This window comes from Streptomyces sp. NPDC037273 (genome assembly GCF_055603625.1).
This window is the reverse complement of sequence record NZ_JBVJVO010000012.1, coordinates 170,093-184,481: the sequence shown is the minus strand read 5'-3', so window position 1 is coordinate 184,481 and position 14,389 is coordinate 170,093. Positions and strand designations below refer to the sequence as shown.

Annotated in this window: 17 protein-coding genes and 4 tRNA genes; 13 read left to right on the top strand and 8 right to left on the bottom strand. The window is 71.4% G+C overall.

The window, feature by feature from the left end; genetic code table 11:
* The 3 genes from ACZ7G1_RS28505 to ACZ7G1_RS28495 all read right to left on the bottom strand — a co-directional run bounded on the left by ACZ7G1_RS28505 (position 1) and on the right by ACZ7G1_RS28495 (position 1,711).
* Positions 1-642: an alpha-ketoglutarate-dependent dioxygenase AlkB family protein gene (locus ACZ7G1_RS28505; protein ID WP_470876961.1), complete on the bottom strand. Its 642-nt coding sequence runs from the start codon at positions 640-642 to the stop codon at positions 1-3.
* Positions 639-1,145, bottom strand: a complete 507-nt coding sequence (locus tag ACZ7G1_RS28500) for a methylated-DNA--[protein]-cysteine S-methyltransferase (protein ID WP_470876962.1) — start codon at positions 1,143-1,145, stop codon at positions 639-641. The genes ACZ7G1_RS28505 and ACZ7G1_RS28500 overlap by 4 nt, the downstream gene beginning before the upstream one ends.
* 74 nt (positions 1,146-1,219) lie before the next feature.
* A complete protein-coding gene (locus ACZ7G1_RS28495; protein WP_017239530.1) occupies positions 1,220-1,711 on the bottom strand; it encodes a YajQ family cyclic di-GMP-binding protein in 492 nt (163 codons plus the stop codon).
* Between the two features lie 171 nt (positions 1,712-1,882).
* Between ACZ7G1_RS28495 and ACZ7G1_RS28490 the strand changes: the two genes are divergently transcribed.
* Positions 1,883-1,964: transfer RNA gene (locus ACZ7G1_RS28490), tRNA-Tyr, on the top strand.
* 68 nt (positions 1,965-2,032) lie between these two features.
* Here ACZ7G1_RS28490 and ACZ7G1_RS28485 read toward each other — a convergent pair.
* Positions 2,033-2,689 carry an NAD(P)H-binding protein gene (locus tag ACZ7G1_RS28485; RefSeq protein ID WP_470876963.1) on the bottom strand — a complete coding sequence of 219 codons (657 nt, stop codon included), beginning with the start codon at positions 2,687-2,689 and terminating at the stop codon, positions 2,033-2,035.
* A gap of 2 nt (positions 2,690-2,691) precedes the next feature.
* Positions 2,692-3,972, bottom strand: coding sequence for an amidohydrolase family protein (locus ACZ7G1_RS28480; RefSeq protein ID WP_470876964.1), 1,281 nt, complete (start codon positions 3,970-3,972; stop codon positions 2,692-2,694).
* Between the two features lie 206 nt (positions 3,973-4,178).
* Here ACZ7G1_RS28480 and ACZ7G1_RS28475 point away from each other — a divergent pair.
* The 8 genes from ACZ7G1_RS28475 to ACZ7G1_RS28440 all read left to right on the top strand — a co-directional run bounded on the left by ACZ7G1_RS28475 (position 4,179) and on the right by ACZ7G1_RS28440 (position 9,058).
* Positions 4,179-4,251, top strand: a tRNA-Thr gene (locus ACZ7G1_RS28475).
* A 44-nt stretch (positions 4,252-4,295) separates the two neighbouring features.
* Positions 4,296-4,368 (top strand) — tRNA-Met (locus tag ACZ7G1_RS28470).
* An 89-nt stretch (positions 4,369-4,457) separates the two neighbouring features.
* Complete coding sequence (rpmG, locus tag ACZ7G1_RS28465; RefSeq protein ID WP_003956487.1) at positions 4,458-4,622, top strand: 50S ribosomal protein L33; 165 nt, start codon at positions 4,458-4,460, stop codon at positions 4,620-4,622.
* Positions 4,623-4,718: 96 nt separating this feature from the next.
* On the top strand, positions 4,719-5,171 hold the full coding sequence (locus ACZ7G1_RS28460; protein ID WP_470876965.1) for an FAS1-like dehydratase domain-containing protein: 453 nt from the start codon (positions 4,719-4,721) through the stop codon (positions 5,169-5,171).
* 2 nt (positions 5,172-5,173) lie between these two features.
* Positions 5,174-5,602, top strand: coding sequence for a MaoC family dehydratase (locus ACZ7G1_RS28455; protein WP_470876966.1), 429 nt, complete (start codon positions 5,174-5,176; stop codon positions 5,600-5,602).
* Between the two features lie 92 nt (positions 5,603-5,694).
* Entirely contained in the window at positions 5,695-6,264 is a 570-nt protein-coding gene (locus ACZ7G1_RS28450; protein WP_470876967.1) for a TetR/AcrR family transcriptional regulator, read from the top strand.
* A 104-nt stretch (positions 6,265-6,368) separates the two neighbouring features.
* Positions 6,369-7,850, top strand: a complete 1,482-nt coding sequence (locus tag ACZ7G1_RS28445; protein WP_470876968.1) for an MFS transporter — start codon at positions 6,369-6,371, stop codon at positions 7,848-7,850.
* A gap of 149 nt (positions 7,851-7,999) precedes the next feature.
* Complete coding sequence (locus ACZ7G1_RS28440; RefSeq protein ID WP_470876969.1) at positions 8,000-9,058, top strand: UDP-N-acetylmuramate dehydrogenase; 1,059 nt, start codon at positions 8,000-8,002, stop codon at positions 9,056-9,058.
* A 16-nt stretch (positions 9,059-9,074) separates the two neighbouring features.
* On the opposite strand, the gene ACZ7G1_RS28435 is transcribed toward ACZ7G1_RS28440, so the two are convergent.
* A complete protein-coding gene (locus ACZ7G1_RS28435; RefSeq protein ID WP_470876970.1) occupies positions 9,075-9,707 on the bottom strand; it encodes an NAD(P)-dependent oxidoreductase in 633 nt (210 codons plus the stop codon).
* Positions 9,708-9,793: 86 nt separating this feature from the next.
* On the opposite strand from ACZ7G1_RS28435, the gene ACZ7G1_RS28430 reads away from it, so the two are divergent.
* The gene (locus tag ACZ7G1_RS28430; protein WP_470876972.1) at positions 9,794-10,393 is read left to right on the top strand and encodes a TetR/AcrR family transcriptional regulator; all 600 of its coding nucleotides are present in this window, start codon (positions 9,794-9,796) and stop codon (positions 10,391-10,393) included.
* On the opposite strand, the gene ACZ7G1_RS28425 is transcribed toward ACZ7G1_RS28430, so the two are convergent.
* Together ACZ7G1_RS28425 and ACZ7G1_RS28420 are read right to left on the bottom strand one after the other, a co-directional pair.
* Positions 10,383-11,405 (bottom strand): adenosine deaminase, encoded by a 1,023-nt coding sequence (locus ACZ7G1_RS28425; RefSeq protein WP_470876973.1) that lies wholly within the window; start codon positions 11,403-11,405, stop codon positions 10,383-10,385. The two genes, ACZ7G1_RS28430 and ACZ7G1_RS28425, sit on opposite strands and share 11 nt — an antisense overlap.
* 117 nt (positions 11,406-11,522) lie before the next feature.
* Positions 11,523-12,749: a pyridoxal phosphate-dependent aminotransferase gene (locus ACZ7G1_RS28420; protein ID WP_470876975.1), complete on the bottom strand. Its 1,227-nt coding sequence runs from the start codon at positions 12,747-12,749 to the stop codon at positions 11,523-11,525.
* Between the two features lie 203 nt (positions 12,750-12,952).
* Between ACZ7G1_RS28420 and ACZ7G1_RS28415 the strand changes: the two genes are divergently transcribed.
* From ACZ7G1_RS28415 to nusG, 3 genes are all read left to right on the top strand, one after another.
* A tRNA-Trp gene (locus tag ACZ7G1_RS28415) sits at positions 12,953-13,025 on the top strand.
* Between the two features lie 103 nt (positions 13,026-13,128).
* Positions 13,129-13,416 carry a preprotein translocase subunit SecE gene (secE, locus tag ACZ7G1_RS28410; protein WP_470876977.1) on the top strand — a complete coding sequence of 96 codons (288 nt, stop codon included), beginning with the start codon at positions 13,129-13,131 and terminating at the stop codon, positions 13,414-13,416.
* Positions 13,417-13,460: 44 nt separating this feature from the next.
* Complete coding sequence (gene nusG, locus ACZ7G1_RS28405) at positions 13,461-14,366, top strand: transcription termination/antitermination protein NusG (protein ID WP_470876979.1); 906 nt, start codon at positions 13,461-13,463, stop codon at positions 14,364-14,366.
* The last annotated feature ends 23 nt before the right edge of the window (positions 14,367-14,389 follow it).

The following is a 14,389-nucleotide window of genomic DNA, read 5'->3' as shown; positions in this document are numbered from 1 at the left end:
TTAGGACACGCGGGCGACGCCCAGCCCCGTCTCCCTCAGCGTGATGTTCAGCCGCCCCGCCAGGCCGAGCGCCGGCTCCGCCGTCCCCGGGTACACCCGGGGCACCCCGTGGTGCGCCCACCTGGAATCCCCGCCGAAGACGAAGAGGTCACCGGACGCCAGATCGACGTCCTGATACGGCCGCCCGCGGTTTTCCTCGTTCCCGAACCTGAAGACGCACCGGTCCCCGAGGCTCAGCGACACCACCGGCGCACCGCAGCGCTCCTCCCGGTCCTGGTGCATCCCCATCCGCGCCCCGGGCGCGTAGAAGTTCACGAGCGCCGTGTCGGGGGCGAAACCGCCGTCATCCCCGTACGCCTCCACCAGCGCCTCCCGCCCCAAGGCCACCAGCCAGCCCGGCAGTTCGACACCGAAGGAGTCGAGATAGCGGTACGGCACCCACTGCCGGCCCAGACACAGCGACCGCACCGACATGACGCCCCCGCCCGGCAGCACCGTTTGCCGGTACGGCACGGGCCCCCGCCCCCACTCCCGGCAGGCCTCCACCAGCTCCCGCTGCCGCGCGAGCGGCAGCCACCCCGGCACGTGCACGGCCCCGGGCGCGATCTCGGCCCGCTCGCGGGGGAAGAGCCCCTCGGTCACACGAGGGCCCCTTCGAGCCCCAGCAGCCGCTCCTTGCGGTCGAGCCCCGCCGCGTACCCGCGCAGGTTCCCGTCGGCCCCGATCACCCGGTGGCAGGGCCGCACCACGAGCAGCGGATTGCGCCCGATCGCCGTCCCCACCGCCCGCACCCCGGCCCCCGACGAGCCGACCCGGCGGGCGATCTCCCCGTACGACACGGTGGTCCCGTACGGGATCTCCTCCAGGGCCTGCCACACGCGCCGCTGGAACTCCGTCCCGGCGTCGGCGGCGAGCGGAAGGTCGAACCGGTCCCGGCGCCCGGCGAAGTACTCGCCCAGCTGCTCCGCGACCTCCGCGAAGGCCTCGGGCGCGAGCGTCCACCCGTCCCCGACCTCGACGCCGCCCTTCTGCCCCGGCAGCGACAGGGAGCGGAGAACGGCACGGCCCCCTTCGGCGAGCCGCCCGACCAGCAGCATCTCGCCCAGGGGGCCGTCGACGTACGCGTACACGGTGGTCTCGGTCATGTGTCCAGTGTGCGGGGCCCGCCCGACTCCCGGCTGGCGGAAATCGGACACCGCCCTCATGACCCGCTACCGGGTCAGCGGTAGTTCACGAACTGGATCGCGAAGTCGAAGTCCTTGCCCTTGAGCAGCGCCTGCACGGCCTGCAGGTCGTCCCGGCTCTTCGAGCTGACCCGCAGCTCGTCGCCCTGCACCTGCGCCTTGACGCCCTTGGGACCCTCGTCCCGGATGGCCTTCGCGACCTTCTTGGCGTTCTCCTGGGAGATGCCCTCCTGGACCGAGGCGAAGAGCTTGTACTCCTTGCCGGACAGCTGCGGATCGCCCTCGACGTCCAGCGACTTCAGCGAGATCCCGCGCTTGATCAGCTTGGTCTGGAAGATGTCGAGGATCGCCAGGACGCGCTCCTCGCCGCTCGCCTGCATCAGGATCTTCTCGCCCGACCAGGAGATCGAGGCGTTGGTGCCCTTGAAGTCGTAGCGCTGCGAGATCTCCTTCACGGCCTGGTTGAGGGCGTTGTCGACCTCCTGCCGCTCGACCTTGGACACGATGTCGAAACTGGAGTCGGCCATGACTCGTGGCTCCTTGTTCGGGTGCTGTGGGGTACAGCCCAAAGCCTAGGGCTTCCCCGCCCCGCGAACCGCTGATCAATCCGGTGGCGAACCACCCCCCGGCATCGGGTATTGTTTACGTCGTTGCCAGGGAACACCGCCCCAAAGCGGTGAGCCAAGGCGACAACCCATGGCGATGTGCCCGAGTGGCCAATGGGAGCGGACTGTAAATCCGTCGGCTTAGCCTACCCAGGTTCGAATCCTGGCGTCGCCACGTGAAGAAGGTCCCCGGTGCTTGCACCGGGGGCCTTCACTCGTTTCCGGGGGCCGGTGGGCCGGGGGTCAGTTGCCGGCGACGTCCTTCACCGCGACGGAGAGCGGGGTGGAGCCCGCGACGAGTTCGAGGGTGAGGCCGGCGGTGCCGGGGGTGTCGATGAGCTCGGCGAGGGTGGCGGCGACGTCGTCACGGGAGACCGGGCCGCGGCCCGTGCGGGCCTCCAGGCGGACCAGGCCGGTGCCGGCGTCGTCGATGAGGGAGCCGGGGCGCAGGATCGTCCAGTCCAGGGCCGTACGGGAGCGGATCTCGTCGTCGGCGGCGCCCTTGGCGCGCAGATAGGCGTCGAAGACCTGGTCGCCCGGGTGGGTGGCGTCCGCGCCCATCGAGGAGACGACCAGATAGCGCCGTACGCCCGCGCGCTGGGCCGCGTCGGCGAAGAGGACGGCGGCCGCGCGGTCCACGGTGTCCTTGCGGGCCGCGTCGCTGCCAGGTCCGGCGCCGGCCGCGAAGACGGCCGCGTCGGCGCCCTGGAGGACGGCGGCGACCATCTCGACCGACGCCGACTCCAGGTCGAGGACGACGGGTTCGGCGCCCGCCTCCCGCAGGTCGTTGCCCTGTTCCGGTTTGCGGATGATCCCCGCGACCTCGTGCCCGGCGGCCGAGAGCAGCCTCTCCAGGCGCAGGGCGATCTGTCCGTGTCCTCCAGCGATGACGATGCGCATACTCACGACCGTACGACGGGACCGGCCGGAGGGCTTCCCGGCTCGGGCGGACGCTCCGGCCGCACCTGGCGCGGCAGGTCCAGGGCCGCCGCCGAGTCGCAGTACTCCCGCACCGCGCTGGTCCGCGCCACCACCCGCCCCCGGTGCACCACGATCCGGCTGTACGCGAGGGACAGCACGCCCGACAGGCGCTCGCCGCGCACCGCCAGCAGCTCGGCCGGGAACCCGGCCTCCACCCGCACCTCGGGCAGCCCCATGGCCGCCCGCGCCTCCGTGCTCACCGCCGCGTACGCCTCCTGCGGCGGCAGTCCGCCGAGCGAGGCGAGCAGATAGGCGGCCTCCAGCGGGTCCCCGCGCCCGACCGGGTTGGAGACGTCCCGCAGCGCCCCGCTGCCCGCCGCGACCCGCACACCGGCCGCCCGCAGCAGCCGGACGGGGGCCGCGCCGCGCGTCTCCGTGCCGGCGCAGCCGCCCTGCGGCAGGCACACCACCGTCGCGCCGGCCGCCGCCAGCTGGTCCGCCGCCCGCCGGGCCGCGTCGCCGGGGAGGCGGCCGAGCCCGGCGCACGGGCCGAGCGTCACGCCGGGCCGCAGTCCGGCGGCCATCGCCGCGAGCCGGGCGAGGCGGGCCGGGTCGTCCGCGTCGGTGTGCAGGTCGACGGGGACGCCGTGCTCGGCGGCGATCTCCAGGACCGCCTCCACGTATCCCGCCGGGTCCGGGTCGAGGTCCGGGCAGCCGCCGACCACTCCGGCGCCCATCTTCACCGCGTCCCGCAGCATCGCGAGCCCGTCCGCGCCCGCCACTCCGGTGAGCAGCCGCGGTACGGCGACGGCCGAGAGGTCGGCGAGGCCGCGCAGCGAGCGCCGGGCCTGGAGCACGGCCTCCAGCGGGCCGAGCCCGTGGACGCCACCGGTCCGCACATGGGCGCGGAGCGCGGTCGCGCCGTGGCCGAGCTGGAGCAGCGCGGCCTCGGTGGCCCGGCGCTGCACCTCCTCGGGGGCGTACGAGACGGGGCCGGGGGTGTCGGCGGAGAGCGCGGTGTCGGCGTGCGCGTGGGGTTCGGCGGCGGCGGGCAGCAGCAGATATCCGGCGAGGTCGACGCGCGCGCCGACGGCGGTGAGGCTGCCGGCCGTCCCGACGGCCTCGATGCGGCCGCCGGAGAGCCGGACGTCCACGGTCCGCCCGTCGGTGAGCCGGGCGTGGGAGAGCAGGAGCGAGTTCGAGTCGGCTGTGGTGGCGGCCCCGTCCTCGGGCGGCTGGGGCTGCTTGCTGTCGGCTGACATCCGGCTCCTCAAGGCTCCTCAGGATCAAGATCACGAAGCGTGGGGCCGAGCCTAGGGGGGCTCGGAGCCACCTTCGAGGAGGTGCGCATAAGTCGTACCGACGAGTCCACGTGTGGCCTACGGGACGCCTGGTGAGGGCCGTCGCGAGGGCGGGCGGAAACGGATTTGGGTGATGGGCCGGAGACCGTGTAATGTCTTCCTCGCTCGCCCCAATAGCTCAGTCGGTAGAGCGTCTCCATGGTAAGGAGAAGGTCTACGGTTCGATTCCGTATTGGGGCTCTGGTGAGAGGGATCCCGTCTTCGGGCGGGATCCGGATCATCAAAGCGGTGTAGCTCAGTCGGTAGAGCAAGCGGCTCATAATCGCTGTGTCACCGGTTCAAGTCCGGTCACCGCTACACACGGTAGCCGATTGTGGGGTCGGTCCTGCGATCGGCTACTCTTTCATGCGTTAATCCATCCCATCCGTCCGTCAAGGAGCACTCACGTGGCTGCCACCGACGTCCGCCCGAAGATCACGCTGGCCTGCGTGGAGTGCAAGGAGCGGAACTACATCACCAAGAAGAACCGGCGCAACAACCCGGACCGTCTTGAGATGAAGAAGCACTGCCCTCGCTGCAACTCGCACACCGCGCACCGCGAGACGCGTTAATCAGGCTCGTACACGAGGCCGTCCCCACTCGGGGGCGGCCTCGTGTCGTTTGTCGCAGAGTTTGTCGCACCAGATCCAGCAGGAGGTATCGAGTCCATGGCGCTCGACCAGTCCTTCGTGGGCCGGACCTATCCGCCCACCGCGCCCTACGAGGTCGGCCGCGAGAAGATCCGCGAATTCGCCGAGGCGATCGGTGACGCGAATCCCGCCTACACCGATCAGGAGGCGGCCAAGGAACTCGGTCACCCCGATGTGATCGCTCCGCCGACCTTTGTGTTCGCCATCACTTTCAAGGCCGCCGGCCAGGTGATCGAGGACCCGCAGCTGGGTCTCGACTACAGCCGCGTGGTCCACGGCGACCAGAAGTTCGCCTACACCCGGCCCGTGCGCGCCGGGGACCGGCTCTCGGTCACCTCCACCATCGAGGCGATCAAGTCCCTCGCCGGCAACGACATCCTGGACATCCGCGGCGAGGTCCACGACGAGACCGGCGAGCACGTCGTGACCGCCTGGACCAAGCTCGTCTCCCGCGCGCCCGAGGAGGTCTGACCATGACCGCGAAGATCGCCTACGACGAGGTCGAGGTCGGCACCGAGCTGCCCGCGCAGACCTTCCCGGTGACCCGCGCCACACTGGTGCAGTACGCCGGTGCCTCCGGGGACTTCAACCCGATCCACTGGAACGAGAAGTTCGCGGTCGAGGTCGGCCTGCCCGACGTCATCGCCCACGGCATGTTCACCATGGCCGAGGCGATCCGCGTCGTCACCGACTGGGCCGGCGACCCCGCCGCCGTCGTCGAGTACGGCGTCCGCTTCACCAAGCCGGTCGTCGTTCCCAACGACGGCACCGGCGCGCTGATCGAGGTCAGCGCCAAGGTCGCCGCCAAGCTGGACGACCAGCGGGTGCGGGTGGACCTCACCGCGACCAGCGCCGGGCAGAAGGTCCTCGGGATGTCCCGGGCCGTCGTGCGGCTGGGCTGATCCGCAGGTCCCGGATGGGGGCGGCCGTCGTGACGAGGCCGCCCCCTCTCTCGGGTTGACGTAGTTAGTGATTGAGTACTAACTTCATATGCATGGTCAGGATGAGCGCAGAGGAACGGCGCGAGAGCGTGATCCGCGCGGCGATGCGGGAGTTCGCCCACGGTGGCTACTACGGCACCTCCACGGAGGCGATCGCCCGCCGCGTCGGCGTCTCGCAGCCGTACCTCTTCCGGCTCTTCCCCGGGAAGAAGGCGATCTTCCTCGCGGCCTCCGAGCGCTGCCTGGCGGACACCCGGCGGGTCTTCGAGGAGGCCTCCGAAGGGCTGGCGGGGGAAGAGGCCCTGCGCGCCATGGCCAACGCCTATACCCGGCTGATCGCCGAGCAGCCGGAACGGCTCCTGATGCAGATGCAGGTGTACATCGCGGTGGCCGCCGCCGAGGAGGCCGGTGACCACGAGTTCGGCGAGGCCGTCAGGGCCGGCTGGATGGAGCTCTGGGAGACCGTCCACCTGCCGCTCGGCGCGGACGCCGGCGAGACCACGAGCTTCCTGGCGCACGGCATGCTGATCAACACCCTCGTCGCCATGGGATTCCCGCCCGAGCACCGGGTCTGGGAGGGGTTCTACCCCTCCGCCCGCCGCCTCGGGCGACTGGAGAAGTAGCGCACACCCCGGGCCGAGGCCCGGGGGCCGGCCGCTCCGCGTTCCGGCCGACCCCTGCCCGTAGAAGTTAGTCATCAATAACTAACCCCGAAGGGGGAGCAGCGATGAACCAGCCCGCAGCCCGCCGCGGATCCGCCGCCTGGGCCCTCGTCATCACCAGCGTCGCCGGCTTCATGGCGGCCCTCGACAACCTCGTCGTCACCACCGCCCTGCCCTCCATCAGGGAGGACCTCGGGGGAGCGCTGCACGACCTCGAATGGACGGTGAGCGCCTACACCCTCACCTTCGCCGTCCTCCTCATGTTCGGCGCCGCCCTCGGCGACCGCTTCGGGCGCCGCAGGCTCTTCGTCGCCGGGCTCGCCGTCTTCACCGGCGCCTCGGCCGCCGCCGCGCTCGCCCCCGGCATCGACGCGCTGATCGCCGCCCGCGCCGTCCAGGGCGTCGGCGCCGCGATCATGATGCCGCTCACCCTCACGCTGCTCACCGCGGCCGTCCCGGCCGCCAAACGGGGCATGGCCTTCGGCATCTGGGGCGCCGTCAACGGCCTCGCCGTCGCCGCGGGACCCCTCATCGGCGGCAGCCTCACCGAGCACATCTCCTGGCAGTGGATCTTCTGGCTGAACGTTCCGCTCGGCCTCGCCCTCCTGCCGCTCGCCCGGCTCCGCCTCTCCGAGTCGTACGGCACCGGAGCCCGCCTCGACATCGCCGGCACGCTCCTTGCGAGCGGCGGCCTCTTCGGCATCGTGTACGGCCTGATCCGCGGCCCGATCGACGGCTGGACCTCCGCCACGGTCCTCACCGCGCTGATCGCCGGCACCGCGCTCATCGGCGGCTTCGTCCACCACGGCATCCACAACAAGGCGCCGATGCTGCCCATGCGGCTCTTCCGCAACCGCGCCTTCAGCGGCATCAACGCGGCCAGCCTGCTGATGTTCCTCGGCATGTTCGGCTCGATCTTCCTGCTCAGCCAGTACATGCAGGGCGTGCTCGGCTACTCGCCCACCGAGGCCGGACTGCGGATGCTGCCCTGGACCGGCATGCCGATGATCGTCGCGCCGATCGCCGGCGCCCTCTCCGACCGGATCGGCGGCCGCCCGGTCGTCGCCGCGGGCCTCGCCCTCCAGGCGCTCGGCCTCGCCTGGTTCGCCCTCGTCCTCACGCCCGACGCCTCGTACGCCGTCCAGCTCCCCGCCCTCGTCGTCAGCGGCATCGGCATGGCGCTGTACTTCGCCCCCGCGGCCAACCTCGTGATGTCCAGCGTCCGCCCCTCCGAACAGGGCATCGCCTCCGGCGCCAACAACGCGCTGCGCGAGGTCGGCGGCGCGCTCGGCGTCGCGGTCATGGCCTCGATCTTCACCGCGCAGGGCGGGTACGAGTCCGGCCAGAGCTTCATCGACGGCCTGGTCCCCGCGCTCTGGGTCGGCGCCGGCGCGGTCGCCCTCGGCGCGGTCGCGGTCCTCCTCGCCCCTTCGCGCCGCCAGGAGGCCCGCCGTGCGGCGGACGGGGCGGCGGAGCCGGGTCCGGCACCCGAGGGGCCGGCCGACGCCGGGACCGCGCCCGGGAAGCGGGGCGTGACCGTCGGCTGACGGCGTCCGCGCCGTCCGGGCCGCCCCGCCGGTGGCGCGGGCGGCGGCGGGCCGGTCGCCCGGTCGTGCCCCGCCCCGTACGGCCCCGCCGCTCCCGGTGGGGCCGTCGGCTTTTCTTCCGTGGTGGCCGCGCCCGTACGCTTGGGCGCGTGCAGCCACTCCACGACGCCCCCCTCGCGCCCCTGACCACCTTCCGGCTCGGCGGCCCCGCCACCCGGCTCGTCACCGCCACCACGGACGACGAGGTGGTCGCGGCGGTCCGTGAGGCCGACGCGACGGGCACGCCGCTGCTGATCATCGGCGGCGGCTCCAACCTGGTCATCGGGGACAAGGGCTTCGAGGGCACGGCGCTGCGGATCGCGACCGCCGGCTTTGCCCTGGAGGGCACGCGCCTGGAGCTCGCGGCGGGCGAGGTCTGGACGGACGCCGTGGCGCGGACCGTGGAGGCAGGGCTCGCCGGGATCGAGTGCCTGGCCGGCATCCCCGGCTCGGCCGGCGCGACGCCCATCCAGAACGTCGGCGCGTACGGGCAGGACGTCTCGGCCACCGTGACCGAGGTCGTCGCGTACGACCGGCGCGCGGGGGAGACCGTCACCCTCAGCAACGCCGAGTGCGCCTTCTCGTACCGGCACAGCCTCTTCAAGGAGCACCCCGAGCGGTACGTGGTGCTGCGGGTCCGCTTCGAGCTGGAGGACGCGGACGGCATGTCCGCGCCGATCAACTACCCCGAGACCGCCCGCGCCCTCGGCGTCGGGGCCGGCGACCGGGTCGCGCTCGCGCACGCCCGCGAGACGGTCCTGAAGCTCCGGGCCGGCAAGGGCATGGTCCTGGACCCGGAGGACCACGACACCTGGTCCGCGGGCTCCTTCTTCACCAACCCGATCCTCACGGCGGGGGAGTACGAGGCCTTCCTCGCGCGCGTGGCCGGGCGCCTCGGCCCCGACGTCACCCCGCCGGCCTTCCCCACGGGCGAGGACGGCGGGATGAAGACCTCCGCCGCCTGGCTGATCGACAAGGCCGGCTTCACCAAGGGATACGGCTCCGGGCCCGCCCGGATCTCCACCAAGCACACGCTGGCCCTCACCAACCGCGGCGAGGCCACCACCGAGGACCTGCTCGCCCTCGCCCGCGAGGTCGTCGCCGGCGTCCGCGAGGCCTTCGGGATCACCCTCGTCAACGAGCCCGTGACCGTCGGAGTGGAGCTGTAGCGCTCCCCCCGGGGGGCTAGTACGCGACGCCGACGCCCTGCCGGACCGTCGCGGGGTCGTCGACCATCGTCAGCATCGCGTGGGCCACGTCCGCGCGGGCGAGGGAGCGGCCGCGGGGCGGGGTGCCGCCGACGACCGTGCGGTAGCGGCCGGTGACCGGCTTGTTCGTCAGCTTGGGCGGGCGTACGGAGGTCCAGTCGGCGCCGCTGGCGGCGAGGTCGGACTCCATGACGCGCAGGTCGGCGTAGACGTCCTTCAGGACGGAGTTGATGATCGCGAGGACGGCCTTGTCGAGGACGGCCTGGCCGTCGGGGACCGGGCCGAGCGGGGCGGCGCTGACCACCAGGAGGCGGCGCACGTCCTCCGCCTCCATCGCGGCGAGGACCGAGCGGGTGAGCCGGGCGGCCACGCCCGCGTCCGCCCTGCTGCGGGCCCCCAGGCCGGAGAGCACCGCGTCCCGGCCCGTGACCGCCTCGCGGAGGGCGCCGGGGTCCGACAGATCGGTCCGCCGGACCAGCAGGCGCTCGCCCTTCACCGTCAGCCGTGCCGGGTCCCGTACGACCGCCGTGACCTCGTGGCCCGAGTCCAGGGCCTGGCGGACGATCTCCTGACCGATGCCGCCGGTCGCGCCGAAGACTGTGAGCTTCATGTCGCACCCCTCATGGTGGGTAAGTATTCACTCACCCCCAGGGTGGGTGGATACTCACTCACGCGTCAAGCGTCGATGGAGGATGCATGGAACAGAAGCCGACCCGCGTGCGGATCATCGACGCCGCCCGCGACCTCATGCGGTCCGTGGGGCTCGCCCGCACCACCACCAAGGAGATCGCCAAGGCAGCCGGCTGCTCCGAGGCCGCGCTCTACAAGTACTTCACGAGCAAGGAAGAGATCTTCCTCGCCGTCCTCAACGAGCGCCTGCCCCAGCTCGGAGTGCTCCTGGACGCCCTCGCCGCCGACCCCGGAGGCCGAACCGTCGAGGAGAACCTCACCGAGATCGCCCGGCAGGCCGCGCTCTTCTACCAGGAGACCTTCCCCGTCGTCGCCTCCCTGTACGCGGAACCGCAGCTCAAGCGGCGCCACGAGGAGGCCATGCGCGGCTACGGGCGCGGCCCCCACAAGCCCCTCGAAGGACTCGCCGCCTACCTCCGCGCCGAGCAGCGGCACGGCCGCGTCCGGCCCGACGCCGACCCGGTGGCCGCCGCCTCGCTGCTCCTCGGGGCCTGCGTCCAGCGCTCCTTCGTCTGGGAGATGAGCCAGGACCGCAGGCCGCCGGACTCCCTGGACGAGTTCGCGCGCGCGGTCGCGGGCACCCTGATCCAGGGCCTCAGCCGCTGATCCAGTCGTCGATCCCCGCCAGCAGCTTCGCCTGGACGTCCGCCGGAGCGGCCGACCCCCGCACCGACTGACGGGCCAGCTCCGCCAGTTCCGCGTCCGTGAACCCGTGGTGCCTGCGGGCGATCTCGTACTGCGCGGCGAGCCGCGAGCCGAAGAGCAGCGGGTCGTCGGCGCCCAGCGCCATCGGCACCCCCGCGTCGAAGAGGGTCCGCAGCGGCACATCCTCGTGCTTCTCGTACACCCCGAGCGCCACGTTGGACGCCGGGCAGACCTCGCAGGTCACCCCCCGCTCGGCGAGCTTCCGCAGCAGTCGCGGGTCCTCCGCCGACCGCACCCCGTGGCCGACCCTCGACGCCCGCAGATCGTCCAGGCAGTCCCGTACCGACGACGGGCCCGTCAGCTCGCCGCCGTGCGGGGCGGCGAGCAGGCCGCCGTCCCGGGCGATCGCGAAGGCGCGGTCGAAGTCCCGTGCCATGCCCCGCCGTTCGTCGTTGGAGAGCCCGAAGCCCACCACGCCCCGGTCCGCGAACCGCACCGCCAGCCGGGCCAGGGTGCGTGCTTCGAGGGGGTGCTTCATCCGGTTCGCGGCGACCAGCACCCGCATCCCGAGCCCCGTCTCCCGCGAGGCCGCCTCGACCGCGTCGAGGATGATCTCAAGCGCCGGGATCAGCCCGCCGAGGTGCGGGGCGTACGAGGTGGGGTCGACCTGGATCTCCAGCCACCCGGAACCGTCCCGCACGTCCTCCTGCGCCGCCTCCCGCACCAGCCGCTGGATGTCCTCCGGCGCGCGCAGGCAGGACCGCGCGATGTCGTACAGGCGCTGGAAGCGGAACCAGCCGCGCTCGTCGGTCGCCCGCAGCTTCGGAGGCGTACCGCTGCTCAGCGCCTCCGGGAGGTGCACGCCGTACTTGTCGGCCAGCTCGATGAGCGTCGTGGGCCGCATCGAACCCGTGAAGTGCAGGTGCAGATGGGCCTTGGGCAGTGTCGTCAGATCGCGGTACAGGTGCTCCATTGGCCGATCCTGCCGCACCCGAATGGACGAAGACAGTCCATTTCCCCGATCGGGTCCTTGCTAGAACGCAAAAACGGGCCCCCGGTCCGTGAACCGGGGGCCCGCACGCCGTGAGGATCAGTCACGCGCCTCGGCGAGCAGCTTCTGGATCCGGGACACGCCCTCCACCAGGTCCTCGTCGCCCAGCGCGTACGACAGGCGCAGGTAACCAGGGGTGCCGAAGGCCTCGCCCGGGACGACCGCGACCTCGGCCTCGTCCAGGATCAGGGCGGCGAGCTCGACCGAGTCCTGCGGACGCTTGCCGCGGATCTCCTTGCCGAGCAGGCCCTTCACCGACGGGTACACGTAGAACGCGCCCTCCGGGGTCGGGCAGAGGACGCCCTCGATCTCGTTGAGCATCCGCACGATCGTCTGGCGGCGGCGGTCGAACGCGCGCCCCATCTCCTCGACCGCGTCCAGGTTGCCGGAGACGGCGGCGAGCGCGGCGATCTGCGCCACGTTGCTCACGTTGGAGGTGGCGTGGGACTGCAGGTTGGTCGCGGCCTTCACCACGTCCTTCGGGCCGATGATCCAGCCCACGCGCCAGCCCGTCATCGCGTACGTCTTCGCCACGCCGTTCACGACGATGCACTTGTCGCGCAGCTCCGGCAGGACCGCCGGCAGCGAGACGGCGGAGGCCCCGCCGTAGACCAGGTGCTCGTAGATCTCGTCCGTGAGGACCCACAGGCCGTGCTCGACGGCCCAGCGGCCGATCGCCTCGGTCTCGGCCTCGCTGTACACCGCGCCCGTCGGGTTGGACGGCGACACGAAGAGGACGACCTTGGTCCGCTCCGTGCGGGCGGCCTCAAGCTGCTCCACGGAGACCCGGTAGCCGGTGGTCTCGTCGGCCACGACCTCCACCGGGACACCGCCCGCGAGGCGGATCGACTCGGGGTACGTCGTCCAGTAAGGCGCCGGGACGATGACCTCGTCACCCGGGTCGAGGATCGCGGCGAAGGCCTCGTAGATCGCCTGCTTGCCGCCGTTGGTCACCAGGACCTGGGAGGCGTCGACCTCGTAACCGGAGTCACGGAGCGTCTTCGCGGCGATGGCGGCCTTCAGCTCGGGCAGACCGCCGGCCGGCGTGTAGCGGTGGAACTTCGGGTTCTTGCAGGCCTCGACGGCCGCCTCGACGATGTAGTCGGGGGTCGGGAAGTCGGGCTCGCCGGCGCCGAAGCCGATCACCGGGCGTCCGGCGGCCTTGAGGGCCTTGGCCTTGGCGTCGACGGCGAGGGTGGCGGACTCGGAGATCGCACCGATCCGGGCGGAGACCCGACGCTCGGTGGGAGGGGTAGCAGCGCTCATACGGCCCATCGTCCCAGACCGTATAGAGCCCCGACACACAGGTTTCACGGACCGGACAGGACCGGTCATTACCGGTCGTACGCCCGTCCCACGGCAGGTCGGCCTGGTTTCTGTTCGACGCGGACCCCTCTGACCACGTATGCTCACTGCTCGTTGGCCCGCACCGACCACATCTCACGATGCGGTAGGTTTGGCACCGACAAAGGGTCGTAGCTCAATTGGTAGAGCACCGGTCTCCAAAACCGGCGGTTGGGGGTTCAAGTCCCTCCGGCCCTGCTACACACACCGCCAGGTGTTGTGCGCATGTACGTACTTCATTGCACCGCCGTGCGGCTCCACCCGGGCGCGGCACGGCCGACCCGGAATCAGGTGAGAGATCGTGACGGACGCCGTAGGCTCCATCGACATGCCTGATGCCGAGGACGAAGCCGCGGACTCCAAGAAGAAGTCCCGCAAGGGCGGCAAGCGCGGAAAGAAGGGCCCCCTGGGCCGTCTCGCGCTCTTCTACCGCCAGATCATCGCCGAGCTCCGCAAGGTCGTCTGGCCCACGCGCAGCCAGCTGACGACGTACACCACCGTGGTGATTGTCTTCGTCGTCATCATGATCGGCCTCGTCACCGTGATTGACTATGGCTTCCAGGAAGCAGTCAAGTACGTCTTCGGCTGACTTTTTGTTCCACCCCATCTGTATCGCAGGAAGAAGCAGCCACCGTGTCTGACGCGAACCTGAACGACGCCTTCGAGTCCGAGTCCGTCGAGGACGAGCTGGACATCGTCGAGGCCGCCGACGAGGACCAGGCGGACGCTGCTGACGACGCTGCCGAGGAGTTCGCCCTCGAGACCGAGGACGAGGACGAGGCGGAGTCCGACGAGGACGCCGAGTCCGAGTCCGACGAGGACGCCGACGACGAGGACGACACCGTCGAGGCCGAGGACGAGGACGCCGAGGAAGCCGACGCCGAGGAAGAGACCGAGGAGGAGGCCGAGCCGGCCGCCCCGGTCGACCCGGTCGCCGCGCTCCGCGAGGAGCTGCGCACCCTCCCCGGCGAGTGGTACGTCATCCACACCTACGCGGGCTACGAGAAGCGCGTGAAGGCCAACCTCGAGCAGCGTGCCGTCTCGCTCAACGTCGAGGACTTCATCTACCAGGCCGAGGTCCCCGAGGAAGAGATCGTCCAGATCAAGGGCGGCGAGCGGAAGAACGTCAAGCAGAACAAGCTCCCCGGCTACGTCCTCGTCCGCATGGACCTGACGAACGAGTCCTGGGGCGTCGTCCGCAACACCCCCGGCGTCACCGGCTTCGTGGGCAACGCCTACGACCCGTACCCGCTGACCCTGGACGAGATCGTCAAGATGCTCGCCCCCGAGGCCGAGGAGAAGGCCGCCCGCGAGGCCGCCGAGGCCGAGGGCAAGCCGGCTCCGGCCCGCAAGCTGGAGGTCCAGGTCCTGGACTTCGAGGTCGGCGACTCGGTGACGGTCACGGACGGTCCCTTCGCGACCCTCCAGGCCACGATCAACGAGATCAACCCGGACTCGAAGAAGGTCAAGGGCCTCGTCGAGATCTTCGGTCGCGAGACCCCGGTCGAGCTGAGCTTCGACCAGATCCAGAAGAACTGATCTCATCGTCTTCCGACCAGGTC